General features: G+C 62.2%; 21 protein-coding genes. 11 read left to right on the top strand and 10 right to left on the bottom strand.

What is annotated here, in order from left to right; genetic code table 11:
- Window positions 1–51 precede the first annotated feature (51 nt).
- The 8 genes from BUA38_RS02170 to BUA38_RS02135 all read right to left on the bottom strand — a co-directional run bounded on the left by BUA38_RS02170 (window position 52) and on the right by BUA38_RS02135 (window position 9,287).
- Entirely contained in the window at window positions 52–1,041 is a 990-nt protein-coding gene (locus BUA38_RS02170; RefSeq protein ID WP_072816500.1) for an ABC transporter ATP-binding protein, read from the bottom strand.
- Window positions 1,038–1,748: a DUF1028 domain-containing protein gene (locus tag BUA38_RS02165; protein WP_072816498.1), complete on the bottom strand. Its 711-nt coding sequence runs from the start codon at window positions 1,746–1,748 to the stop codon at window positions 1,038–1,040. The genes BUA38_RS02170 and BUA38_RS02165 overlap by 4 nt, the downstream gene beginning before the upstream one ends.
- A gap of 5 nt (window positions 1,749–1,753) precedes the next feature.
- On the bottom strand, window positions 1,754–3,556 hold the full coding sequence (locus BUA38_RS02160; protein WP_072816496.1) for a gamma-glutamyltransferase family protein: 1,803 nt from the start codon (window positions 3,554–3,556) through the stop codon (window positions 1,754–1,756).
- 99 nt (window positions 3,557–3,655) lie between these two features.
- Window positions 3,656–4,657, bottom strand: a complete 1,002-nt coding sequence (locus BUA38_RS02155) for an ABC transporter ATP-binding protein (protein ID WP_072816494.1) — start codon at window positions 4,655–4,657, stop codon at window positions 3,656–3,658.
- Window positions 4,654–5,640, bottom strand: coding sequence for an ABC transporter ATP-binding protein (locus BUA38_RS02150; RefSeq protein ID WP_072816492.1), 987 nt, complete (start codon window positions 5,638–5,640; stop codon window positions 4,654–4,656). Before BUA38_RS02150 ends, BUA38_RS02155 begins: the two co-directional genes overlap by 4 nt.
- The gene (locus BUA38_RS02145; RefSeq protein ID WP_072816490.1) at window positions 5,637–6,599 is read right to left on the bottom strand and encodes an ABC transporter permease; all 963 of its coding nucleotides are present in this window, start codon (window positions 6,597–6,599) and stop codon (window positions 5,637–5,639) included. The genes BUA38_RS02150 and BUA38_RS02145 overlap by 4 nt, the downstream gene beginning before the upstream one ends.
- A 10-nt stretch (window positions 6,600–6,609) precedes the next feature.
- On the bottom strand, window positions 6,610–7,590 hold the full coding sequence (locus BUA38_RS02140; RefSeq protein WP_072816488.1) for an ABC transporter permease: 981 nt from the start codon (window positions 7,588–7,590) through the stop codon (window positions 6,610–6,612).
- A 101-nt stretch (window positions 7,591–7,691) separates the two neighbouring features.
- Window positions 7,692–9,287: an ABC transporter substrate-binding protein gene (locus BUA38_RS02135; protein WP_072816486.1), complete on the bottom strand. Its 1,596-nt coding sequence runs from the start codon at window positions 9,285–9,287 to the stop codon at window positions 7,692–7,694.
- Between the two features lie 169 nt (window positions 9,288–9,456).
- Between BUA38_RS02135 and BUA38_RS02130 the strand changes: the two genes are divergently transcribed.
- The 6 genes from BUA38_RS02130 to BUA38_RS02105 all read left to right on the top strand — a co-directional run bounded on the left by BUA38_RS02130 (window position 9,457) and on the right by BUA38_RS02105 (window position 17,741).
- A complete protein-coding gene (locus BUA38_RS02130; RefSeq protein ID WP_072816483.1) occupies window positions 9,457–10,698 on the top strand; it encodes an FAD-dependent oxidoreductase in 1,242 nt (413 codons plus the stop codon).
- 92 nt (window positions 10,699–10,790) lie between these two features.
- Entirely contained in the window at window positions 10,791–11,045 is a 255-nt protein-coding gene (locus BUA38_RS02125; protein ID WP_072816481.1) for a DUF6489 family protein, read from the top strand.
- The gene (locus tag BUA38_RS02120) at window positions 11,042–11,839 is read left to right on the top strand and encodes an esterase/lipase family protein (protein WP_072816478.1); all 798 of its coding nucleotides are present in this window, start codon (window positions 11,042–11,044) and stop codon (window positions 11,837–11,839) included. Before BUA38_RS02125 ends, BUA38_RS02120 begins: the two co-directional genes overlap by 4 nt.
- A 93-nt stretch (window positions 11,840–11,932) precedes the next feature.
- Window positions 11,933–13,483 (top strand): WS/DGAT/MGAT family O-acyltransferase, encoded by a 1,551-nt coding sequence (locus BUA38_RS02115; protein WP_072816476.1) that lies wholly within the window; start codon window positions 11,933–11,935, stop codon window positions 13,481–13,483.
- 9 nt (window positions 13,484–13,492) lie between these two features.
- Window positions 13,493–14,488: an alpha/beta fold hydrolase gene (locus BUA38_RS02110; RefSeq protein WP_072816474.1), complete on the top strand. Its 996-nt coding sequence runs from the start codon at window positions 13,493–13,495 to the stop codon at window positions 14,486–14,488.
- Between the two features lie 19 nt (window positions 14,489–14,507).
- A complete protein-coding gene (locus BUA38_RS02105; RefSeq protein WP_072825751.1) occupies window positions 14,508–17,741 on the top strand; it encodes a bifunctional cytochrome P450/NADPH--P450 reductase in 3,234 nt (1,077 codons plus the stop codon).
- Window positions 17,742–17,902: 161 nt separating this feature from the next.
- Here BUA38_RS02105 and BUA38_RS02100 read toward each other — a convergent pair whose 3' ends face one another.
- Entirely contained in the window at window positions 17,903–18,313 is a 411-nt protein-coding gene (locus BUA38_RS02100; protein ID WP_072816473.1) for a GFA family protein, read from the bottom strand.
- A 10-nt stretch (window positions 18,314–18,323) separates the two neighbouring features.
- Window positions 18,324–19,217, bottom strand: a complete 894-nt coding sequence (locus BUA38_RS02095; RefSeq protein WP_425304961.1) for an alpha/beta fold hydrolase — start codon at window positions 19,215–19,217, stop codon at window positions 18,324–18,326.
- A 250-nt stretch (window positions 19,218–19,467) separates the two neighbouring features.
- Between BUA38_RS02095 and BUA38_RS02090 the strand changes: the two genes are divergently transcribed.
- The 5 genes from BUA38_RS02090 (at window position 19,468) to BUA38_RS02070 (ending at window position 23,161) form a co-directional block, all read left to right on the top strand.
- A complete protein-coding gene (locus BUA38_RS02090) occupies window positions 19,468–19,854 on the top strand; it encodes a hypothetical protein (protein ID WP_072816471.1) in 387 nt (128 codons plus the stop codon).
- Window positions 19,851–20,945: an alpha/beta fold hydrolase gene (locus BUA38_RS02085; RefSeq protein WP_072816470.1), complete on the top strand. Its 1,095-nt coding sequence runs from the start codon at window positions 19,851–19,853 to the stop codon at window positions 20,943–20,945. The genes BUA38_RS02090 and BUA38_RS02085 overlap by 4 nt, the downstream gene beginning before the upstream one ends.
- Window positions 20,942–21,541 carry a GNAT family N-acetyltransferase gene (locus BUA38_RS02080; protein ID WP_072816467.1) on the top strand — a complete coding sequence of 200 codons (600 nt, stop codon included), beginning with the start codon at window positions 20,942–20,944 and terminating at the stop codon, window positions 21,539–21,541. Before BUA38_RS02085 ends, BUA38_RS02080 begins: the two co-directional genes overlap by 4 nt.
- A gap of 178 nt (window positions 21,542–21,719) precedes the next feature.
- Entirely contained in the window at window positions 21,720–22,196 is a 477-nt protein-coding gene (locus BUA38_RS02075; protein ID WP_072816465.1) for a phasin, read from the top strand.
- Window positions 22,197–22,393: 197 nt separating this feature from the next.
- Window positions 22,394–23,161 carry an esterase/lipase family protein gene (locus BUA38_RS02070; RefSeq protein WP_072816462.1) on the top strand — a complete coding sequence of 256 codons (768 nt, stop codon included), beginning with the start codon at window positions 22,394–22,396 and terminating at the stop codon, window positions 23,159–23,161.
- Window positions 23,162–23,196: the final 35 nt, after the last annotated feature.

Raw genomic sequence — 23,196 nt, 5'->3', positions numbered from 1 at the left:
AGCGTGTACCGACGAAATGCTTGACCAGATTTTTCGCCTCTAATAGCGCGGTCACGATACCAACCTCTCTAACGGCGCGCGGATGCAGCGCGACCAGTGGCCGGAGCTGACCTGCGCCAGCGGCGGCGGCTCGGTGAGGCAGGCGGCTTCCGTGAATGGACAGCGTGCGGCGAAACGGCAGCCTTTCGGCGGGTCGGCCATATTGGGAACCATGCCCTCAATGGTCGCAAGATGCGAAGTGCGGTGATCGAGGCGCGGGATCGAGCCGAGCAGGCCGACAGTGTAGGGATGCTGGGGACTGGCGAACAAGGTGTCGACGGCGGCGCGTTCGACCACCTCGCCAGCATACATCACCGCGACCTCGTCGCAGACTTCGGCGACCACGCCGAGGTCATGCGTGATGAGAATGATCGCGGCGCCGCTCTCGGCCTTCAGCTCACGCATCAGATCGAGAATCTGGGCCTGCAAGGTGACGTCAAGCGCGGTGGTGGGTTCATCGGCGATGAGCAGGCGCGGATCGCAGGCGAGCGCCATCGCGATCATAACGCGCTGGCGCATGCCGCCGGACAGTTTGTGCGGATATTCGTCGACGCGCCGCTCGGGGGAGGGAATGTGCACCCGGCGCAACAATTCGATTGTGCGCTTGCGCGCCGCCGTTCTGCTCCCGCCGCGATGGCGAAGAATGGATTCGATGATCTGGTCGCCGATGGTGAAGCTCGGGTTGAGCGAGGTCATCGGTTCCTGGAAGATCATCGCCAGCCGGTTGCCGCGCAGATCGCGCCGGGTGTCGTCGGAGACCTCAAGAAGGTCGAAGCCGTCGAAGCGGATCGAACCCGTCACCTCGGCCGCGTGTTTCGGCAACAGTCCCATGACGGCAAGCGACGTGACGCTCTTGCCGCAGCCGGATTCGCCGACGAGGCCAAGCGTCACACCGCGTGCCACCGCAAGATCGACCGTGTCGACCGCGTGGGTCGTGCGGCCGTCATCGCCATGAAAACTGACGCGCAAATCCCTGATCTCGATCAGCGGCGCGTCGGTCATTGCTTGCTTTCGGTGGCAGCGGCAATGCCGGCGTCGATCACCGCGCGATCGGTGATCCCGGCCGGATTTTTCCGGCTCGGCAGGTATTTTCGGAAGTGGACCCAGCGTTCGCGGCTCACCGCTTCCAACCGTTCGAGTTCGGCCAGGGGGTCGATGTGGTCGTCAACACGCAGGTCAAGATTGGACCATTCCTCTTCGCCGTAAATCAAAAGCGCGGCCGATTGTTTGCCGCGCTTGTCGCCGCCAGCCAGCTCGCCCGCATGCATGGCGGCAATCAGGCGCTGTGCAAAAGGCATGCCGATGTTGGCAACATAGGTCCTGGCCGTATCGTCCAGAACCCCTTGGCCGGCCAGCATATTTCCGGCAATCGAAAAGCCGTCGCCTTTGATGTGCCCGCACCAGTCGAGGCAATCCTTGCCCGTGTAGGCGGCAACATGCGCTGCGGCGTCCAGGATATGGAGCTGGCGGCTGGCGTGGCCGGCGTCGCCCGCTACAAGCGTTTCGATGATGTCGCGCGGAGCACAGCCCTCGCGCAGCAGCTTTAAACCGTCGATCCCGTAATAGGGATTGACCAGCGCCTGTGTGGCGATGCCGCCGATGCCGGCTGCGATATGTGGCACCCGCGAGCCGACCGCGAAGAATTTGGTGGCGACTGCTATTCCGATCTGGCCGGTGGCATTGTCCTTGGCAATGATCGACCAGGTCATGGGCTTTATCGTCCGGCGGCGTAGCCCTGCATGCCGCGGGCGTTGGCGGCGGCGCGGCGGCGGGGACCGATTTTCGAGGCGGCGGTCAGACGTCCCTCGGACCAATCCGGGCCGACCTCGACGATATGTCCGCGCTCGCGCAGATTATCGATCGTCGCCTTGGGCACGCGGTTTTCGACCACCATCACGCCGGGCCGCGCGGTGCGCGGCCAGAACGAGATCGGGAAATGCTCGGAGTGCCAGGCTGGCGCGTCGATCGCCTCCTGCAAATTCAGCTTGGCGTGAACGTGACGCAGGAAGAATTGCGTGATCCATTGATCCTGCTGGTCGCCGCCGGGCGAACCCCATGACAGATACGGCTCGCCGTCGCGCAAGGCCATCGTCGGCGACAACGTGGTGCGTGGACGTTTGCCGGGCGCGAGCGATCCGGGGTGGCCTTCCTCCAGCCAGAACATCTGAGCGCGGCTGCCGAGGCAGAAGCCGAGTTCGGGAATCACGGGCGAAGATTGCAGCCAGCCGCCGGAAGGCGTGGCCGAGATCATGTTGCCGGCCTTGTCGATGATGTCGAAATGGACGGTGTCGCCGCGGACTTCGCCGAAGCGGCCGACCGTCGGTTCGCCTGCGCCCATGGCGCCAACCGCTTCGCGTTGACCTTCCTGACGCCGCAGCTTGACGACACCGCCAAATCCCTCGATCGAGCCGGGGATGAAGTCGAGTGAGGCCTTCTCGGAGATCAGCTTGCGCCGTTCGTCATTGTAGGCATCCGACAGCAGCGTTGCGATCGGAATTTCGGAGAACTTCGGATCGCCATAAAACTTCTCGCGGTCGGCATAAGCGAGCTTGGCGCATTCGATCTGGGTATGGATGAATTCAGGGCCTGTGGGATCGAGGCCGTCGAGCTGGAAGCCCTTGAGCAGTGCGAGCTGCTGGAGCATCACCGGACCCTGGCTCCAGACACCGGCCTTGCACACCGTGTAGCGGCCGTAATCATACGTCAGCGGCGCTTCGATGGTCGGCTCCCACTTCGCCATGTCGTCGGCTGACAGCACGCCGCGGTGCGGCGATCCCGAGACATCCATCACTTCCTGCGTGCGGCAGAATTTGTCGATGGCTTCCGCGACGAACCCTTTCGACCAGGCCTTGCGTGCCGCCTCGATCTGAGCCTCGCGATTGCCGCCGGCGCTCTCGGCCTCTTTCAGGATGCGCGTATAGGTTTCAGCGAGCGTTGCGTTGGTGAAGATCGACCCGGGCTTCGGCACTTCGTTGTTCGGCAGATAGACCGCAGCCGACGTGTGCCAGTATTTCCGGAACAATTGCTCGACGGTCTGGATGGTCGCGGCCGCGCGTTCCAGGAACGGATAGCCGTCGCGGGCGTAGGCGATCGCTGGTTCCAGCACGTCGCGCAACCGCATCGTGCCGTAGTCGCGGAGCAACAGCATCCAGGACTCGAAGGTTCCGGGAATACAGGCCGCGAGCAGCCCGGTGCCGGGCACCATCTCGAGCCCCTCGCTTCGGTAATGCGCGATAGTGGCGCGGGCAGGGGCGGGGCCCTGGCCGCAGATCACCTCGATGCGGCCACGTTTGACGTCATGAACGATGATCGGCACGTCGCCGCCGGGACCGTTCAAATGCGGCTCGACCACCTGAAGCGTGAAGGCCGTGGCGACGCCGGCGTCGAAGGCGTTGCCGCCTTTTTCCAGGATACCCATGCCGACCGCGGTCGCAATCCAGTGGGTGGAGGTTACCACGCCGAACATGCCCTCGATTTCGGGGCGGGTTGTGAACGGTTCTGGATTGATATTGCTCATGGCTATCCGTGCTTTTTGGCTTTTCTTATAAGCGGGGCCGCAATTGATCACAGCCGGAGCGCTCTGCCAACTAGCGTCGGAAGGGTTGTGATATTGTGATCATACGCCGATTGCGGCTTCCGCGGGGCTGTTTACGGCATGGCAGGCCACCCCGTTGATCAGCCTTGGTGTCTCGCGGCGGCAAAGATCGAAGGCCAGCGGGCAGCGCGGATTGAAGGAACACCCCGAGGGCGGGTTGATCGGGTTCGGAATCTCCCCCTTTACGGGGATGCGCTGGCGGCCCGACATCGCAAGGTCCGGAACCGCGCCGAGCAGCATTTTCGTGTAGGGCATTTTCGGCGCATCGAACAATTGGCGGGCTTCCGCGATCTCGACCACGCGGCCGAGATACATCACGCCGATGCGGCTCGCCATGTGCCGGACCACGGCGAGGTTGTGGCTGATGAAGAGATAGGTAAGGCCGAACTTGTCCTGCAGGTCGCGCATCAGGTTGAGGATCTGGGCCTGAACCGAGACGTCGAGGGCCGAGGTCGGCTCGTCGCAAACGATGAATTCGGCCTCGGAGGCAAGTGCGCGCGCAATTGCGACGCGCTGGCGCTGGCCGCCGGAAAACTCGTGCGGAAATTTCCAGCCGTCGTCGGCATGCAGGCCGACCAGTCCAAGCAATTCGCCGACGCGGGCGCGAATGTCACGCTCACTTTTCAGGAGGTCGAAGGCGCGGATCGGCTCGGCGATGATGGCATCGACCCGAAGCCGCGGATTGAGGCTGGCATAAGGGTCCTGAAAAATCATCTGGATGCGGCGACGCAATTGCAGTCGCGCTTGCGACTGGCGGGGATCGGCCATCGAGACGCCGTCGATGGAGACGTCGCCGGAAGTCGGTGGCAACAACCCGACCACCATCCGCGCCACCGTCGTTTTTCCCGAACCGGACTCGCCGACCAGTGCGAAGGTTTCGCCCTTGACGATATCGAACGAAATGTCGTCGACGGCTTTCAGATATTCCAGATGGCCGCCTTCGAGTACGCGATTGAGCCACGGCTTCGAGACATCGAAAACGCGGCGGAGGTTTTTCACGCCGACAAAGGGCTTCTCTGTCATGCCGCGTTCTCCGCGGGCGCGGCATCGTAGAGATGGCAGGCGACCGCCTGCGTGCCGCGCGTGATCGGCTCGGGCCGCTCGGTATGGCAACGATCGAACGCGAAGGCGCAGCGCGGGTTGAACGGGCAGCCGGTCGGGATCGCGGACAGGCGCGGCATGCTGCCGGGAATCTGGACGAGACGGGTGGCATCGCTCGCCAAGGTCGGGATCGCGCCCATCAGGCCCTTGGCGTAAGGGTGCAGCGGATTTTGCACGACGTCGCGCACCGGTCCGATTTCGGCGATGCGGCCCGAATACATCACGGCGACGCGGTCGGAGGTTTCCGCGATCACGCCCATATCGTGGGTCACCAGCATCACGGCGGTGCCGTGATCGCGCCCGAGCCGCTTGATCAGGGTGATGATCTGGGCCTGCACCGAAACGTCGAGTGCGGTGGTCGGCTCGTCGGCGATGATCAGTTCCGGCTCGGCGCATATTGCAAGCGCAATGACGACGCGTTGGCGCATGCCGCCGGAAAACTCGTGCGGGTAGGAATCGATGCGTTTTTCCGGTGCGGGGATTCCGACTTCGGCGAGCAGATCGATGGCGCGTTTGCGCGCCGCCCGTTCGGAGAGAGAGGTGTGGGTGCGGATGGTCTCGATCAGCTGATCGCCGATCCGGTAGAGCGGATTGAGGCTCGTCAGGGGATCCTGAAAAATCATGCCGATTCGCTTGCCCCGGATGCGGCGCATTTCGTCCGGCGGCAGATTGTCGATCCGCAAACCCGAAAGATGGATTTCGCCGCCGGCAATGCGGCCGGGCCGGTCGATCAATCCAATGACCGCAAGTCCGGTCACCGATTTGCCGGCGCCGGATTCTCCGACTACGCCCAGCACTTCGCCTTTGGCGATATCGAAGGAAATGCCGTCGATCGCATGCAGGACGTTGTGACGGGTGGCGAACTCGACCCGCAGGTTACGCACGGAAAGAACGGGTTCACTCATCGCAATTTCGGATTAAGCGCGTCGCGCAGCCAGTCGCCGAGCAAGTTGATGGACAGGATCAGCACGGCCAGCGCGATGCCGGGGAACGCCACGATCCACCATTCGCCGGCGAACAGATAGTTGTTGCCGATGCGGATCAAGGTGCCGAGCGATGGCATGGTTTCCGGCATGCCTGCGCCGAGAAACGACAGGGTGGCCTCGGTGATAATGGCGAGCGCGAGGTTGATGGTCGCAATCACCAGGATCGGGCCCATCGTATTGGGCAGGACATGCCGCAGCATGATGACGGGCGCGGGCAGGCCGATGAGCTGCGCCGCCGCCACATAATCCTTGTTCTTTTCCACCATCACCGAGCCGCGCACCGTGCGCGCATACTGCACCCAGAAGCTCAAGCCGATCGCAAGAACCAGCACCCCTAACATGCTCATCGCGTCGAGTCGGTTGCCGAACAGCGATTTGACGATACCGTTGACCAATAGCGCGATAAGGATGGCGGGAAAGGTCAGTTGCACGTCGGCAATGCGCATGATCAGCGCGTCGATCGCGCCGCCGAAGTAACCAGCGATCAGGCCCAGCGCGATGCCGAGTGCGCCTGACAAGATGACGCCGAGAATGCCGACAAGGAGCGAGATGCGCAGACCATAGAGGATCGCCGACAGCACGTCGCGGCCTTGTTCATCGGTGCCGAGCAGGAACGGGCTCTGACCGTCCGCGGTCCAGAGCGGCGCGATCCGCGAATTCATGAGCTGCAGCTCGCTGGGATCGAAGGGATTCTGAACCGCGATAAGAGGTGCGGCGATCGCGAGCGCAAAGAACAACAACGTGATGAGTGCCGCGACCATGGTGAGCCGCGAGCGGCGGAATGAATAGAAGATGTCGCTGTCGAGTGCGCGCCGGATCAACCCGGCCGCCGGCGCGTGGCCTGCGGCAGTTTTGTCGGGGAGGGCGGCGTCGGACATGTCAGCTCTCTTATGCCGGGCGGCCAACGGTGGCGCGCAGGCGCGGATCGACTACCGTATAGAGCACGTCGACGGCGAGATTGATGGTGACGAAGATCAGCGACACCATCAGCAAATACGCCGCCATGATCGGGATATCGACATTCTGCACGGCCTGCACGAACAGGAGGCCCATGCCGGGCCACTGGAAGACGGTTTCAGTGATGATCGCAAATGCAATAACCGAGCCAAATTGCAGGCCCGCAACCGTGATCACGGGAACCAGCGTGTTCTTCAGCGCGTGGCCGAAATGGATGGCGCGGGTGGTCAGTCCGCGGGCCCGGGCGAAGCGGATATAGTCCGTGCGCAGCACCTCGAGCATTTCCGCGCGCACCAGCCGCATGATCAGCGTCATCTGGAACAGGCCGAGCGTGATCGAGGGCATGATCAAGGCCTTCAGCCCCGAAACGGTCAGAAGACCCGTGGTCCACCAGCCCAGCCGCACGACATCGCCGCGTCCGAAGGAGGGCAGCCAGCCCAGCGTCACCGAGAACAGATAGATCAGGAGGATGCCGATCAGAAAGGTCGGCAGCGAAATGCCGATCAGCGAGACCGCCTGGAACAGTTTTGCCAGCAAGGTGTCGCGCCGAAGCGCCGAATAAACGCCCATCAGGATTCCGAACACCAGCGCCAGGATCGTGGCGCAGGTGGCAAGCTCCAGCGTCGCCGGCATCCGTTCCTTCAGGAGATCAGCGACCGGGAGGCGAAACTGATAGGAGACGCCGAACTTGAACTGCGCGGCATTGGCGAAATAGCGCAGGAACTGCACGGCAACCGGATCATCCAACCCGAGAGATTGTCTGATTTCGGCGCGCTCGGCCGCCGAGGTATCGATCGAGACGATCTGGCTCACGGGGTCGCCGACGAAGCGGAACATCGAGAACGAGATGATCCCGACGGCGATCATGACCCCGATCGCCTGAATGGCCCGACGAAGCGTGAAAGCGAGCATTTCTTCCTTTCACTTCTTCTTAGAGAACGCGACGCATGTGGTTGGACTGAAATGACAGGTCCCGGAAGCGAAACTTCCGGGACCTTGTGATGCGCGAAATGCTATTCCTGCTTGGTGGCCCAGTAGAACAGAACCTGGTTGTCGGCCCGCTGCGTGATTTTCACTTTTTTCGAAACGCCCCAGGCCAGCGACTGCTGATGCAGGGGGATATAGCCGTAGTCCTTGATCCCGATTTCAAAGGCCTGCTTGATCATCTGGTCGCGCTTGGCGGTGTCGGGCTCGATCAGAACCTTGTCGGTCAGGACATCGAGCTCCTTGTTGCAATAGCCGCCGAGATTGGCTTCGCCCCGGGTCGACTGTGCGGCATCGTGACAGCCCATGATGTCGAACAGCACGTTGTGGGAATCCATCGAGGCCGGCGTCCAGCCCAACAGATAGAACGAGGTCTGGTAACCGCCGGGCTTTAACACCTTGCCAAAATACTGCGCCTTGGGCTGCGCCAGCAAATTCACCTTGACGCCGATGCGCGCGAGCATGCCGACCACGGCCTGGCAAATGTCGGCATCATTGATGTAGCGGTCGTTGGGGCAATCCATCGTGACCTCGAAGCCGTCCGCGTAGCCGGCTTCGACCATCAGTTTCTTGGCGGCGTCGGGATCGGCTTTCGGCCGGACAAAATCCTTCGAGAGCGCGAACAACTGCGGCGCGACCATCAGCGCGGAGGGCGTGGAGAGGCCGCGCATCACCCGGTTCTTGATCAGGTCGACATCGATCGCCTTGTAGAAGGCCCCGCGGACGCGAATGTCCTTGAACGGATTCTTGCCCTTGATGTTGGAGTAGAGCAGCTCGCTGCGCTCCTGATCCATGCCGAGGAAAATCGTGCGGACTTCCATTCCGGTTAGCACCGTCGCGTTGCCGCCGGAGTTCACGCGCTGAATATCCTGCGTTGGCACCGGTTCGATGACGTCGACTTCACCGGACAGAAGGGCGGCGACGCGCGTCGCAGCCGATCCGATCGGCGTGAAAACGATTTCCTTGATGTTGTGCTCGGGCTTGCTCCACCAGCTCGTATTGACCTTGAATACGGTCTTCACGCCGGGTTGATGGCTTTCGATGATGAAGGGGCCAGTGCCGTTCTCGTGCAGCGAAGCGTAACTCGGCGTGGTCGCGGAAGCCGGCGTCGGCGCGACCGAATTGTTTTCCTCGCACCATTTCTTGTCCATGATGAACCAGCCGTCCCATTGCGAGGTCAGGATGGGATTGGGCGCGTCGAGTTTGACGTCCACGGTGTAGTCGTCGATCTTGATGAACTTGGCGTCGGCCGGGACGTTGGTGAGGAAGTTCGAACCCTTGGCGCGGACGCGGTCGGCCGAGAAGATCACGTCATCGGCGGTGAAGGGATCGCCGTTGTGGAATTTGACGCCCTTGCGCAGATGGAAGCGCCAGCGTGTCGGCTCGGGCGTTTCCCAGCTTTCGGCAAGCGCGGGGGCGATCTTCAAATCCTTGTCGCGGGTGACCAGGCCCTCGTAAACATGGGCATGATGGGCGATGGTCGTGGTTTCCTTGAGCGTATAGGGATCAAGGGATTTGAGCTCGCCCTGGTTGGCGTAGCGTACGGTCTGGCTCGAAGCCGGCATCGCGGCGAAAGCGACAATCGAAGCGGTGGCCGTTGCAAGCAAGATCTGACGTAACGGCATTGGTGGAAGCTCTCCGCGATGGTGTACAAAATGTCAGAACCATGTTGCCAGAGTTTGGCCGCCGCGCAAAGGCGATTTCCTCTGGCTGCAATGGTTTACGGGCATCGTGCCCGCCTTAAGTTCAACGCTGGCGGCTTTTCGGGATTTCGCCAACATACGGGAGTGACGGATGGCGGAACTGAAAGCTGACGTTCTTGTGCTGGGTGCGGGTATGGTCGGCGTCAGCGCGGCCTTGCACCTGCAAAAGCAAGGGCGCGACGTCATTCTCGTTGACAGGAACGAGGACGCCGGGGACGAGACCAGCTACGGAAATGCGGGCATCATCGAATGCGCCTCGGTCTTTCCCCTCATGTTTCCCCGGGACCCCAAGCTGATCTTCCAGTATGCGCTCAATCGCTCGCCGAACTCGTTGTATCGCATTTCCGAACTGCCGGAATTTCTGCCCTGGCTGTTGCGCTATTATCTTGCGTCCACGCCTGCGCGCGCCATGCAGAGTGCGATGGCTGAGTGGCCGCTGATTCAGCGCAGCCTTGTCGAGCACGAGGCGCTGATCTCGGAAGCCGGCGTGCCGGAGTTATTGCGCCGCTCCGGATGGCTCAAGCTGTATCGTTCGCAGGACAGTCTTGCTGCGGCGGTACGCGACGCCGAACGCGTCAAGCAGTACGGCGTTCCCAGCGAAATCCTCGACAACAAGGCGATCACTGCGCGCGAACCGAACCTGACTGGCGATTTCGCCGGCGCCGTCTATTGGCCGACGCCGGGTTTCATTGCCGATCCCGGTGCGCTCGCCAAAGCCTATGCGGCATTGTTCGTGCGCAAGGGCGGACGTTTTGTTGTCGGCGATGCACGGACGCTCACGCAGGAATCCGGCGGCTGGCGTGTCAATGGTGCGTCCGCGCGCGAAGTCGTGGCGGCGCTTGGGCCGTGGTCGGATCTGGTATTTCGGCCGCTCGGTTATTCCATTCCGCTGGGCGTCAAGCGCGGCTATCACTTGCACCTGAAGGCGAGCGGCAACGCCGTGCTCAATCATCCCGTTCTGGATTCCGATCTCGGCTATCTGATTGCGCCGATGAACCGCGGGATTCGCCTGACCACTGGCGTGGAGTTTGCCCACCGCGACGCTCCGCCACGGCCGATCCAGGTCGAACGGGCATTGCCGCGGGCGCGTGCGTTGTTCCCGCTCGGCGAACCCGTCGATGCCCAGCCCTGGATGGGTGCGCGGCCGTGCCTGCCGGACATGCTGCCGGTGATCGGGAAGGCGCCTCGCCATCCCGGGCTGTGGTTCGATTTCGGTCATCAGCATCACGGGCTGACGCTGGGACCGGTGACCGGCCGGTTGCTCTCTGAAATGATGACCGGCACGACGCCGTTTACCGACCCTGGTCCGTATTCCGTGGAACGATTCGGTTGACCACATTTGGCTTTGGCCCTTCGGACGGCTTGCGTCCCGGGCGAGGTCGTGTCGATACTGCTTAACGTGGTCAAAGCAACCAGGGAGTGCCCATGAAGGTTAACGTGGAGATCGACTGCACGCCGCAAGAAGCGCGGCAGTTTATCGGGCTTCCGGATGTGCAGCCCATGCAGACGGCGGTGATGGAAAAGCTTCAGCACCAGATGCTGGACAATATCCAGAAGGTCTCGCCCGAAGCGCTCATGCAAAGCTGGCTGTCATTCGACCCTAAATTTGCGGAACGCTTTACGGATATGTTCGCGGCCATGACCGGCCTCGGCGGCACACGCGCGTCCGACAAGAAATGACCTCGTCACCCGACGGACAGCCGGCGGGACGCACGCTTCGGCCGCCGGGCCTCGGCCTGCTTCTGGCGGAGATGCGGGGCATCTTCGAGCTCAACGCCAGCCTGATGATGTCTCCGCTCTTGATGCGGGCGCCGAGAGGCGACGGGCACCCGGTGCTGGCTTTGCCCGGCTTTCTCGCCGGCGACCTTTCGATGGCTCCGTTGCGCCGCTATTTGACGGAACTGGGATACGACGCCCATGCCTGGCAGATGGGCCGGAATCTCGGCGGCCTTTTGCGGATGCGTGCCGCGCTGCGCGAGCGCCTTGCGGCCATTCATGCAACCACCGGCCGCAAGGTCAGCCTGGTCGGCTGGAGCCTCGGCGGCGTCTACGCACGCGACCTCGCGCTGCATGCACCCGATATGGTGCGTTATGTGGTGACGCTCGGAAGCCCGTTTGCGAACGATGTGCGCGCCACCAACGCCACGAAGCTTTATGAGATGCTATCCGGTGAAACCGTCGGCAACGATCCCGCGTTTCTTGCGGCGATCGCGGGCGACCTGCCGATGCCGGCGACCTCGGTCTTTTCGCGCGCCGATGGCGTCGTGAACTGGCGGACGTGTCTGCTGCGTCCTTCGGCCGTAGCCGAAAATATCGAGGTGTACCTCGCAAGCCATGTCGGGCTCGGCGTCAACCCGGCGGCATTATGGGCGGTCGCCGATCGGCTGGCGCAGCAGGAAGGTCAATTCAGCCAATTTGACCGATCGGGGCCCTTTGCCATTGCATATGCGCCGCCAGAACGGGCACAATCCTGATTAGCGTCCCGAGCTAACGGGACCGTCTGAACGCTCGAACCAAAACCAAAAACACCGCCCAAGGTGTAGCGTCACTGTTCGCGGGAGGAGCCTATGAGCGACGCCAGGAAACTGTCTGCTATGGACGCGTCGTTTCTGTATCTGGAAACGCCGGAAATGCCGATGCATGTCGGAAGCATGGCGATCTTCCGTCTGCCGGAAGGTTACAAAGGCGACTTCTTCGAAGACTTCAAGGCGATGATCGCCTCGCGCATGCATATTGCGCCGATCCTGAAAGCGCGCCTGGAGAAGGCGCCACTCGACATCGACCATCCGTCCTGGGTCGAGGACGACCAGTTCGATATCGACCGTCATATCTTCCGCGCCAGCCTGCCGGCACCGCGCGATCGCGCCACGCTCGAACGCATCGTCGGCTGGATGCATGCCAAGCTGCTCAATCGCGCGCGCCCGCTCTGGGAGTTCTATGTCTTCGAAGGCATGAAGGACAACGAGATCGGGCTCTATTCGAAGATGCATCACGCCTGCATCGACGGCGGCGCGGGCGCGGCATTGACCAACATGATCTATGATCTGACCCCGGTGCCCCGCGAAGTCGAACCGCCGACCGAGCGGGCCAAGGTCGACCAGGAGCCGCGCGACATCGCGGCCAATCTTCTGGATTCCTATCAGCAGCTCTGGCGCGAGCCGTTCAATGCGTCTGCGGCGGCCAAGAGCATCGAATTGCCGCGCTCCGGCAAAAGCGACCTAGGTTCGATCCTGTTCGACAATGCGATGTTCCAGATCGAGAATGCGATCAAGTTTGCCGGCAATGTGCCGACATTGCTCAAGAGCGTCTCCGATGTGGTCGGCAAGATTGCCGATCCGAAGTCGCGCGAGAGCCTTGCGGGCATGATGTCGCCGCCGACCCCTCTCAACAAACAGATATCGTCCGAGCGCAGCTTTGCCGGAGTCTCGATCCCGCTGTCGCGCGCCAAGGCTGTGGCGAAAGCGGCTAATGGCAAGCTCAATGACGTCGTGCTCGCGATCTCAAGCGGCGTCGTGCGGCGTTATCTCATCGAGCGTGGCGCGCTGCCGACCAAATCGATGACGGCGGGCGTCCCGATCTCGCTACGCGAGGAAGGCAATACCGACGCCAACAACCAGGTGTTCGGCATGATCTGCTCGATCGCGACCAATGTCGAGGATCCACGCACGCGGCTCGAGACCATCATCGCTCAATCCACCAAGTCCAAAGAGATGTCGCATCCGTTGCGCGCGCTGATGCCGCAGGTGCAGAACATCTCGATGCTGGGTGCGCCGATCATGATGCAGATTCTGGCGCTGCTCTATAGCCGCTCCAATCTGTCGGACGTCTTGCCGCCGGCCGCCAACATCACGGTGTCGAACGTTCCCGGACCGCGGCAGACCCTGTATGCGGCCGGAGCAGAACTCTTGCATATCTTCCCGGTGTCGATCTCGACCCATGGGCTCGCGCTCAATATCACCGTGCAAAGCTACCGCGATCAGCTCGACTTCGGATTTATCTCCGGCGCCAACATTATTCCGCATGTCCAGGTGCTGTGCGACATGGTGCCGGACGAATTCGCAACGCTTGAAGCCGCCTTTGCGCCGCCGCCAGCCGACGTGAAAGGCGCGGCCGAGTAGGGCGATGCCATGATTGAAATGCCGCCGCTGCAATTCGCGCAGACCAACGGGATCCGGATGGGTTTCTACGAAGCCGGTCCGACGGACGATCGCCCGCCGGTCGTTCTGTGTCATGGCTGGCCGGAGATCGCATTCTCCTGGCGCCATCAGATCAAGGCGCTGGCGGACGCCGGCATTCGCGTGATCGCGCCGGACCAGCGCGGCTATGGCGCGACCGACCGGCCGGAACCGGTAGAGGCGTACGATCTCGAACATCTCACCGGCGATCTCGTCGGTCTGCTCGATCATCTGAAAATCGACAAGGCGATTTTCGTCGGCCACGACTGGGGAGGCTTTGTCGTCTGGCAGATGCCGCTCCGGCATCGCGACCGCGTCGCCGGCGTGGTTGGCGTCAATACGCCGCACAGACCTCGGTCGCCGATCGACCCTGTCGAGCTTTTCCGCGAACGCTTCGGCAATAGCATGTATATCGTCCAGTTTCAGGACCCGTCGCGGGAAGCCGACAAGATTTTCGACAGCCGGGTGGAGCAGGCCTTCGACTTCTTCATGCGCCAGCCCTTGCCGCGCAAAGATACCGGCCCGGCAGAGCCGCCAACCGCCGGCCTCGGCGCTTCGTCAAAGCTCAATCTGGCGTTTCCGCAGATGATCGCGGCCTACGACGCTAAATACGATCCGCGCAAGCCGATCCTCTCGGCCGAAGAAAAGAAGGTCTTTGTCGACACGTTCACGAAGACTGGCTTCACCGGCGGTATCAACTGGTATCGCAACTGGACCCGAAACTGGGAGCGCGCGGAAGCTCTCGATCACACGGTTCGGGTGCCGTCGCTGATGATCATGGCGGAGAACGACGCGGTGCTGCCGCCGTCAGCCGCTGACGGCATGGAAAAGGTCGTGCCCGATCTGGAAAAATATCTCGTACGCGGCAGCGGACACTGGACCCAGCAGGAGAAGCCGGAGGAAGTCAGCGCCAAGCTGATCGAATGGCGGCGGCGGCGATTTGGGTGAGGCGAAGGGCATTTTCACGATGGCATCGAAGAACAGGTTGAGCCCTATCCCGCATCCGCCGACCAAGCCGGTGGTCGGCAACATGCTGTCTCTGGATTCGACCGCGCCGGTGCAGAACCTGGCGCGTCTGACCCGAGAGTTGGGGCCGATCTTCTGGCTCGACATGATGGGCGCGCCGCTTGTCATCGTCTCCGGCCACGACCTGGTCGATGAACTCAGCGACGAGAAGCGTTTCGACAAGACGGTGCGCGGGCCGTTGCGGCGCGTGCGCGCGATCGGTGGCGACGGCCTGTTTACCGCCGACACGTCCGAGCCGAACTGGAGCAAGGCGCACAACATCCTGCTCCAGCCGTTCGGCAATCGCGCCATGCAGTCCTATCACCCGAGCATGGTCGACATCGCTGAGCAACTCGTGAAGAAATGGGATCGGCTGAACGCAGACGACGAGATCGACGTCGTCCACGACATGACCGCGCTGACGCTCGACACCATCGGCCTGTGCGGGTTCGATTACCGCTTCAACTCGTTTTATCGCCGCGACTATCATCCGTTCGTGGCGTCGCTGGTGCGTTCGCTCGAAACCATCATGATGATCCGCGGCCTGCCGCTGGAAAATCTCTGGATGCAGAATCGGCGGCGCGAAATGGCTGAAGACGTCGAGTTCATGAACAAGATGGTGGACGAGATCGTTGCCGAGCGGCGCAGGAATGCGACGGCTGCCGACGACAAGAAAGACATGCTTGCGGCCATGATGACCGGCGTCGACCGCGCCACCGGCACGCAACTCGACGACGTCAACATCCGCTACCAGATCAATACGTTTTTGATCGCGGGCCATGAGACCACGAGCGGATTATTGTCGTGCACGATCTATGCGCTGCTGAAGCATCCCGAGGTGCTGAAGAAGGCTTATGAGGAAGTCGACCGCGTCCTGGGGCCCGACATCAACGTCAAGCCCACCTATCAGCAGGTGACGCAACTCACCTACATCACGCAGGTCCTGAAAGAGGCATTGCGGATGTGGCCGCCGGCGCCGGCTTACGGCATTACGCCGCTCAACGATGAGATTATTGGCGGCAAGTACAAGCTTAAGAAGAATACGTTCATCACGGTGCTGGTGCTGGCGCTGCATCGCGACCCCTCGGTGTGGGGACCCAATCCAGATGCCTTCAATCCCGAAAACTTCTCGCGTGAGGCGGAGGCGGCGCGGCCCGTGAACGCCTGGAAGCCGTTCGGAAACGGTCAGCGCGCCTGCATCGGCCGCGGTTTTGCGATGCATGAGGCGGCGCTTGCGATCGGCATGATCCTGCAACGTTTCAGGCTGGTCGACGTGCATCGCTACCAGATGCATCTGAAAGAAACGCTGACGATCAAGCCGGACGGCTTCAGGATCAAGGTGCGTCCGCGGACCGACCAGGAGCGCGGCAATTTTGCGGGTGGCGCCACCGCTGCGCCCGCCGTGGCGGCCGCCGCGCCACGGGCGCGGACCCGTCCCGGTCACAACACGCCGCTGCTCGTTTTGTATGGCTCCAATCTCGGCACCGCCGAAGAACTGGCGACGCGCGTCGCCGATCTGGCCGAGGTCAACGGCTTTGCGACCACGCTCGCGCCGCTCGACGATCATGTCGGTAAATTACCGGCCGAGGGCGGTACGTTGATTTTCTGTGCATCCTATAACGGGGCTGCGCCCGACAACGCCACGCAATTCGTCAAATGGCTCGGCGGTGATCTGCCGAAGGATGCGTTCGCCGGCGTGCGCTACGCCGTGTTCGGCTGCGGCAACAGCGACTGGGCGGCGACCTATCAGTCGATCCCGAGGCTGATCGACGACCAGTTGGCGGCGCATGGCGGCAGAAGCGTCTATGCGCGCGGCGAGGGCGATGCCCGTAGCGATCTCGATGGGCAGTTCGAGCAATGGTTCGCGAAAGCCGCGCCGCAGGCTGTGAAGGAGTTCGGTGTCGACTCCAGTTTCAGCCGCAGTGCCGAGGACGAGCCGCTCTATAGCGTCGAGCCGGTCGCGCCGTCGGTCTCCAACTTCGTGGCCGCGCTCGGCGGGGCCGCGCCGATGCGCGTTCTTGCCAATCGTGAGTTGCAAAACAAATCGGGTCCGAACGCGTCGCAGCGCTCGACCCGGCACATCGAGGTGCAACTGCCGCCGGGCGAGACCTATCGCGTCGGCGATCACCTGAGCGTCGTGCCGCGCAACGACCCGGCGCTGGTGGATTCGGTGGCGCGACGTTTCGGTTTCCTTCCATCGGATCAGATCAGGTTGCAGGTGGCCGAGGGCCGCCGTGCGCAATTGCCAGCCGGCGAAGCGATCTCGGTCGGACGGTTGCTGTCGGAGTTCGTCGAATTGCAGCAGGTAGCGACCCGCAAGCAAATCCAGATGATGTCGGAACATACGCGCTGTCCGGTGACGAAGCCGAAACTTCTGGCTTTCGTCGGCGAAGATGCCGCCTCGACCGAACGCTACCGCGCGGAGATTTTCGGCAAACGCAGATCGGTGTTCGATCTTTTGGAGGAATATCCGGCCTGTGAACTGCCGCTGCACGTCTATCTCGAAATGCTGTCGCTGCTCGCCCCGCGCTATTATTCGATCTCGTCGTCTCCCTCGGTCGATGGGTCGCGGTGCAGTGTCACGGTCGCCGTGGTTGAGGGGCAGGCAGCATCGGGACGCGGCGTCTACAAGGGCATCTGCTCGAACTATCTGGCCGGCCGCCGCGCCGGCGAGACGGTCTATGCGACGTTGCGCGAGACCAAAGCGGGCTTCCGCTTGCCGGCTGATCCCGCCGTGCCCATGATCATGATTGGTCCTGGTACGGGGCTCGCACCGTTTCGTGGTTTTCTTCAGGAGCGCGCCGCGTTGAAAGCCAAAGGCGCCACGCTGGGGCCGGCGATGCTGTTCTTCGGCTGCCGGCATCCCGAGCAGGACTATCTCTATGGTGAGGAGCTGAAGGGTTTTGCTGCCGATGGCGTCACGGAACTGCACACGGCGTTCTCGCGTGGCAACGGCCCGAAGACTTACGTGCAGAATCTGATCTCGGCCGAAAAGGATCGCGTCTGGGCGCTGATCGAGCAGGGCGCGATCATCTATGTCTGCGGTGATGGCGGCAAGATGGAGCCCGACGTCAAGGCGACGCTGGTTGCGATCTACCGCGAGCGCAGTGGTTCCGATGCGCAAGGAGGCCAGCGCTGGATCGACGAGCTAGGCACGAAAAATCGCTACGTGCTCGACGTCTGGGCCGGCGGCTAAGACAATCTCCAATGTCGTCCCCGCGAAAGCGGGGACCCATAACCACCGATATCTGTTGTTGCAGCAGCAAGCCGCCCCAATCTCCTAAACAATTCAAGCGGCGGCTATGGGTCCCGGCTCGCGCTCGCTATTGCTCGCTTGGCCAGGACGACGAGCGTTATTTATCGCGACGGCGGCAGCTTCTCGAACGCCGGCATTCCTTGCGGGATCGCGTGAAATTCCTGCTTGTCGCAGGTGAAGATCGCGATCTTGGGGGTACCGTATTGGGTGGGATCGTCGAGCGTGCCGATCTTGAGGACCACTGCCGGCAGTCCGGGTCGATGCGTAACCAGATGCGTGCCGCATTCGGCGCAGAAGTCGCGGGTCACGGCTTTGTCGAGGTCGCTGCGGGTGAATTGTTTCGGCGTGCCTTTGGAGTAGGAGAAGCCGCCGACCGGCATCAGCATGAACATGTTGGGAGCGCCGCCCGAAATATATTGGCACTCCCGGCAATGGCACTGCGCCTTCAACATCGGCTCGCCCTCGGCGAGGTAGCGTATGTTGCCGCAATAGCATCCGCCTTCCAGTTTCATCTGTTCGCTCTCAGTGCATGGTTGTCGTGGATGCCGCGTGCGCGTGCTTGTCGATCGCATCGATGATCTGCGGCCACATCTGGATCGGCAAAGCGTGGCCCATGCGCTCGATCATGACCAGCTTGGCGCCGGGGATCGATGCCGCCGTATCCTTGCCGCCGGCGGGATGCACCAGCGGATCGACGGTGCCGTGGATCACCAGCGTTGGTGCTTTCACGCTGCGAAGCCGTTCCTTGCGACTGCCGGAAGCGAGGATGGCGCGGAGTTGGCGGCCGACGCCGGCGGGATTGAGGCCGCGTGCGAAGGTGCGCTCCGCACGCGCCGGATCGAGCGCTTCGTCGTCCGGGAACGAGCCGGCACGCAGCACCTTCCAGGTCTTGCCGAAGCGCGCGAGGTATTCCTCCTTCGACTTCGGCGGCGGAGCCATCAGGACGGCCGTGGCCTCGCGTGTCGGGCCGGGAATTTTTGGATTGCCCGTGGTCGACATGATCGAGGTAAGCGAACGCACCCGCCGTGGAAACGAGATTGCGATTTCCTGGGCGATCATCCCGCCCATGGAAGCGCCGACCAGATGCGCGGACGTGATACCAAGCGCGTCCATCAGGCCGACCGTGTCCTCTGCCATGTCGCTCAAGCGATAGGGCGCTTTCACCGGGATCTTGAACAGGCGCAGCTTGAGCAGTTCCAGCGCGGTCAGCGGCTTGCCGCCGGACAATCTTGAGGATTGGCCGATATCGCGGTTGTCGAAGCGGATCACGCGAAAGCCGCGCGCGGCCAACTGGCGGCAGAAATCATCGTCCCATTGGATCATCTGGGCTCCGAGCCCCATGATCAGGATCAGAGGTTCCGCGGCAGGGTCGCCGAAGATCTCGTAACAGAGCTCGACACCGTTGGCGCGGGCCATCTGCGGCGGTTGGTGAAAGGGCGCATTCACGGTGGCGTTTCCTTTCGCGGTTCTTGGGAGACACGCGTTTGCGGTGCCATTTTATGGCACGCTTTTCCGCGGTGCAGAAGCGGCTAAGCATTAAATCGCTGCCTGCGCGGTTGACCGGCCTGAGGCAAGGGTGTCGTATGACAGGGACGGCTTTCCCGCGTTACGGAATAAGCCGCGCTATCTCGACGCAACGACGTCGTGATCTTGCTGGAGGACGCCGATGGCAGACAAGAGCAGCGATCCGGTCGCGCTATGGCAGAACATGATCGGCGAGATGGAAAAGGGATTTAACGCCTTCGCCAACCAGGCGATGGCTTCGCCGCAATTCAGCAAGGCCGTCAATCAAATGGGCGGGGCGACCGCCGGCGCGCAAAAACAGCTCGGCGAGCTGATGGAAAAATACCTCGTCGCCATGAACATGCCGAGCCGGGCCCAGATGGTCGGCATGGCCGAGCGGCTGCAATCGATCGAAGGCCAGCTCAACGAGATCAAGGCGATGCTGCATCAGATGCAGGGCGGCGGGGCCGATACGTCCAGCGGATATTCGCAGACGCCGAGGCCGCCGCGCACCAAGCGCCCGCCGTCTGCGGACGGAGAGCAAAAATGACGGCCGCCGGCCCGGATCTGGCAGGTCTCGATCTTGCTTCGATCCCGGCGCGGATTCAGACCGAGGTCGAGCGCGCGATTCAACGCAGCATCAAGGGCGTCGAATATATGTCGAGCGCGGGGCCCTCGCTCGGCTCGACACCGAAGGACATTCTAAGCTCCCGTGGCACGATGAATCTCTATCACTATCGGCCGGTCGCGGACGAAATCTACCGCGTGCCAATCCTGATCGTGATGGCGACGACCAATCGCGGCTACATTCTCGACATGGTGCCGGGTCAGAGCTTCATCGAGTTTCTCTTGAAGCGCGGTTATGACGTCTACATGCTGGACTGGACCGCACCGAAGCCTGAAGAGAAGAGCTTGCGGATGGAGGATTACGTCCTCGACTTCATTCCGCATTGCGTGGAGCAGGTGCAGCGCGATTCCGGCGAGAACGATGTCACCGTGATCGGTTATTGTTTCGGCGGCGTGCTGTCGCTGCTTTACGGCTCGATCTTTGCCGACGGTCCGATGAAGAACCTGATCTGCTTCACCACGCCGGTCGACTTCCGCGAGATGAAGCTGTTCCAGAATTTTTCCGATCGCCGCTATTTCGACGTCGATCATCTCGTCGACAGCGTCGGCAATGTGCCGCCCGAGATGATTCTCTCTTCCTTCGAGATGTTGCGCCCGGCCTCGCGCGCCGCGAGCCAGGTGCAGCTATGGGAAAACATCTGGAACGACGAGTTCGTGAAGTCGTACCGGATGTTCGACCGTTGGGCGACCGATACGCTGCCGCTCGCCGGCGAATATTTCCGCGCCATCACCAAGGACCTGATGTGGGACAACAAGCTCTATAACGACACCATGACCGTCGGCGGTCGCAAGGTGGACATCGCCGACATCAAGGTGCCGATCCTGCATGCGGTCGCCGAACACGATCACATCGTGCCCTATGACGCGGCGAAGCACCTGATTGCGAAAATCGGCTCAGTCGACAAGGAGGAGGTGATCCTCAAGGGCGGTCACGTCAGCCTGGTGGCCGGCGCCAATGCGGTCCGGCGGCTGTGGCCCAAACTTGATTCATGGCTATGCGAGAGATCGACATGAGCGAAACACGTTCCTATCCGCGGCGGGTGAAGACGGAAGCCGGCGAAATCGAATTCCGCCTGATGAGCCGCACCGACGAAGCCGCCGTGCTTGCCTTTGCCAAGGCATTGCCGACCCATGATCTGTTGTTCCTGCCGCGCAATATCAGCCAGCCGAAGGTGCTGTCGGCCTGGATCAGCGAGATCGAGGCCGGCGATATCACGAGCCTGCTGGCGCTGAAGGGCGGTGCGGTGGTCGGCTGCGGCACGCTGGTGAAGGATTCCCGCTCCTGGTCGCCGCATGTCGGCGAGATCCGGATGGTGGTGTCGCTCGATGTGCGCGGGATGGGAGTGGGCAGGGCGCTGTCGCAGGAGACATTCGCGCTCGCGCTCGGCTCAGGTCTGGAGAAGCTGTCGGTCCAGATGACGGTCGACCAGCGGGCGGCGATTGCGCTGTTCGAAAGCCTGGGGTTCAAGGCCGAAGCCCTGCTGCGGGACCACGTCCGGGACGTGGACGGCCGGAAGCACGACATTGTCGTCTTGGGGCACAATGTGGCGCAGGTACGGGCACAAATGGAGGCCTACGGGCTTCCGGGGGCCGTAACGCCTTCTGGGTAGGCCAAAATCGGCCGGTTCCATGAGCAAATTGCCTGAATAATCCTCTTATCACGAGTTTGTGATATCGCGATGCAACATTGATATTGCATCGCACCATTAACCCTGTCATGTAGGTGTCACCCCGGGCCAAACGGACGGGGCGAGCCCATAGCTCAAACCCTGAGGATGGAGAGACCCAATGACCACCGAAACCAATACCGTGTTCAACACCTTCAAAGACGCCTTCGCCCCCGTGACCGAAGCCTTCAAGAACTTCCAGAACCTGGAAGTGCCGGAAGCTGCCCGCGAATTCGTGAAGAAGCAGGCCGAGACCGCCAAGGAGCGTGCTGCCGACTTCTACGCCGGTTCGGAGAAGGCCTCCGAGGTTCTCGAGTCCGCTGTGACCGGTTCGGTCAGCGAAGTCGCCAAGATCGGCCGCAACATTCAACAGGCGATCTACCAGGATGCCGAGGCGTTCTTCGCTGGCGTCGACAAGCTCGCTTCGGCGAAGTCGATCAACGAAGCCGTCCAGATCCAGTCGGACTTGCTGCGTGCCCATGGTGAGACCCTGGTCTCGCGCGCCAAGGCGTCGACCGAGTATCTCGGCAAGCTCGTGACCGAAGGTGCGAAATCCGCGCAGGACAACTTCGCGAAGGTCTACAACAAGACTGCCTGATCGCAGCCTTCAGTAGCGTCCCTTTCAAGGCCCGCATCTCGCGGGCCTTATTTTTTGCGCCGCACTGCAACTTGCGGCTCTTTCAAGTGTGATTTTCGCGCGGTTTGTGAGCCGGCGCTATTGTCCTGCCGGCTGGCTGCAGCTTGAATGACCGAATCGGCGCCATAACTACTTCTGGCACGCCAAGAGGAGATCCGATGTCAGCGACCGCCCAAACGCTGCGCCCGCCGTCGAAAACCCTGATGTTTCTCGAGGGACGGGCGATCCACGAGTTTGGCGCGTTCCTCGGCGCCTTGCCGCTGTTGAGCCTGGCGCCGCGCGGCGACGGGCATCCGGTGCTCGTGCTTCCCGGCCTGATGGCGTCCGATGTTTCCACCCGGCCGCTCCGCAGTTTCCTGCAAAACAAGGGCTACATCGTCAGCGGCTGGGAGCAGGGCCGCAACCTCGGCCTGCGCCATGGGGTGCAGGACGGGATGGTCGATCTGGTGCGCGAACTCAGCGATCGGCATCGTCGCAAGATCAGCCTGGTCGGCTGGAGCCTCGGCGGCCTCTATGCGCGTCAACTCGCCAAGATGATGCCCGACCGGGTGCGCTCGGTGATCACGCTCGGCAGTCCGTTCGCCGGTCACCCCAAAGCCACCAACGCCTGGCGCGTCTATGAGATGGCCAGCGGCCGGCGCGCCGAAGAAGACCATCGTTTTGGCGGATCGCTGTCGGACCCGCCGCCCTTGCCGACCACTGCGATCTTTAGCCGGACCGACGGCATCTGCGCCTGGCAAGGCTGCAAGGAAAAGTCGTCGGCGATGGCCGAAAGCATCGAGGTCGAGAGCAGCCATTGCGGCATGGGCCATCATCCGGCCGTCGTCTACGCGGTCGCCGATCGCCTCGCACAGGCCGAAGGGCAATGGATGCCGTTCGACCGCTCGGGCTGGCGCAGCCTGATCTTTCCGGATCCGAACCGCTAAATCTGGCGCTTATCGCTTGTTTCGCGTTGGCCCTG

Source organism: Bradyrhizobium erythrophlei (genome assembly GCF_900142985.1).
Classification (GTDB): domain Bacteria; phylum Pseudomonadota; class Alphaproteobacteria; order Rhizobiales; family Xanthobacteraceae; genus Bradyrhizobium; species Bradyrhizobium erythrophlei_B.
Note: the sequence above shows the minus strand (reverse complement) of the source record. Positions and strands in the feature narration are given on the sequence as shown.

Coding starts and splice junctions, on each gene's coding strand:
- BUA38_RS02170 (WP_072816500.1), bottom strand. CDS start 1,041: ATGACCGACGCGCCGCTGATCGAGATCAGGGATTTGCGCGTCAGTTTT.
- BUA38_RS02165 (WP_072816498.1), bottom strand. CDS start 1,748: ATGACCTGGTCGATCATTGCCAAGGACAATGCCACCGGCCAGATCGGA.
- BUA38_RS02160 (WP_072816496.1), bottom strand. CDS start 3,556: ATGAGCAATATCAATCCAGAACCGTTCACAACCCGCCCCGAAATCGAG.
- BUA38_RS02155 (WP_072816494.1), bottom strand. CDS start 4,657: ATGACAGAGAAGCCCTTTGTCGGCGTGAAAAACCTCCGCCGCGTTTTC.
- BUA38_RS02150 (WP_072816492.1), bottom strand. CDS start 5,640: ATGAGTGAACCCGTTCTTTCCGTGCGTAACCTGCGGGTCGAGTTCGCC.
- BUA38_RS02145 (WP_072816490.1), bottom strand. CDS start 6,599: ATGTCCGACGCCGCCCTCCCCGACAAAACTGCCGCAGGCCACGCGCCG.
- BUA38_RS02140 (WP_072816488.1), bottom strand. CDS start 7,590: ATGCTCGCTTTCACGCTTCGTCGGGCCATTCAGGCGATCGGGGTCATG.
- BUA38_RS02135 (WP_072816486.1), bottom strand. CDS start 9,287: ATGCCGTTACGTCAGATCTTGCTTGCAACGGCCACCGCTTCGATTGTC.
- BUA38_RS02130 (WP_072816483.1), top strand. CDS start 9,457: ATGGCGGAACTGAAAGCTGACGTTCTTGTGCTGGGTGCGGGTATGGTC.
- BUA38_RS02125 (WP_072816481.1), top strand. CDS start 10,791: ATGAAGGTTAACGTGGAGATCGACTGCACGCCGCAAGAAGCGCGGCAG.
- BUA38_RS02120 (WP_072816478.1), top strand. CDS start 11,042: ATGACCTCGTCACCCGACGGACAGCCGGCGGGACGCACGCTTCGGCCG.
- BUA38_RS02115 (WP_072816476.1), top strand. CDS start 11,933: ATGAGCGACGCCAGGAAACTGTCTGCTATGGACGCGTCGTTTCTGTAT.
- BUA38_RS02110 (WP_072816474.1), top strand. CDS start 13,493: ATGATTGAAATGCCGCCGCTGCAATTCGCGCAGACCAACGGGATCCGG.
- BUA38_RS02105 (WP_072825751.1), top strand. CDS start 14,508: ATGGCATCGAAGAACAGGTTGAGCCCTATCCCGCATCCGCCGACCAAG.
- BUA38_RS02100 (WP_072816473.1), bottom strand. CDS start 18,313: ATGAAACTGGAAGGCGGATGCTATTGCGGCAACATACGCTACCTCGCC.
- BUA38_RS02095 (WP_425304961.1), bottom strand. CDS start 19,217: ATGGCCCGCGCCAACGGTGTCGAGCTCTGTTACGAGATCTTCGGCGAC.
- BUA38_RS02090 (WP_072816471.1), top strand. CDS start 19,468: ATGGCAGACAAGAGCAGCGATCCGGTCGCGCTATGGCAGAACATGATC.
- BUA38_RS02085 (WP_072816470.1), top strand. CDS start 19,851: ATGACGGCCGCCGGCCCGGATCTGGCAGGTCTCGATCTTGCTTCGATC.
- BUA38_RS02080 (WP_072816467.1), top strand. CDS start 20,942: ATGAGCGAAACACGTTCCTATCCGCGGCGGGTGAAGACGGAAGCCGGC.
- BUA38_RS02075 (WP_072816465.1), top strand. CDS start 21,720: ATGACCACCGAAACCAATACCGTGTTCAACACCTTCAAAGACGCCTTC.
- BUA38_RS02070 (WP_072816462.1), top strand. CDS start 22,394: ATGTCAGCGACCGCCCAAACGCTGCGCCCGCCGTCGAAAACCCTGATG.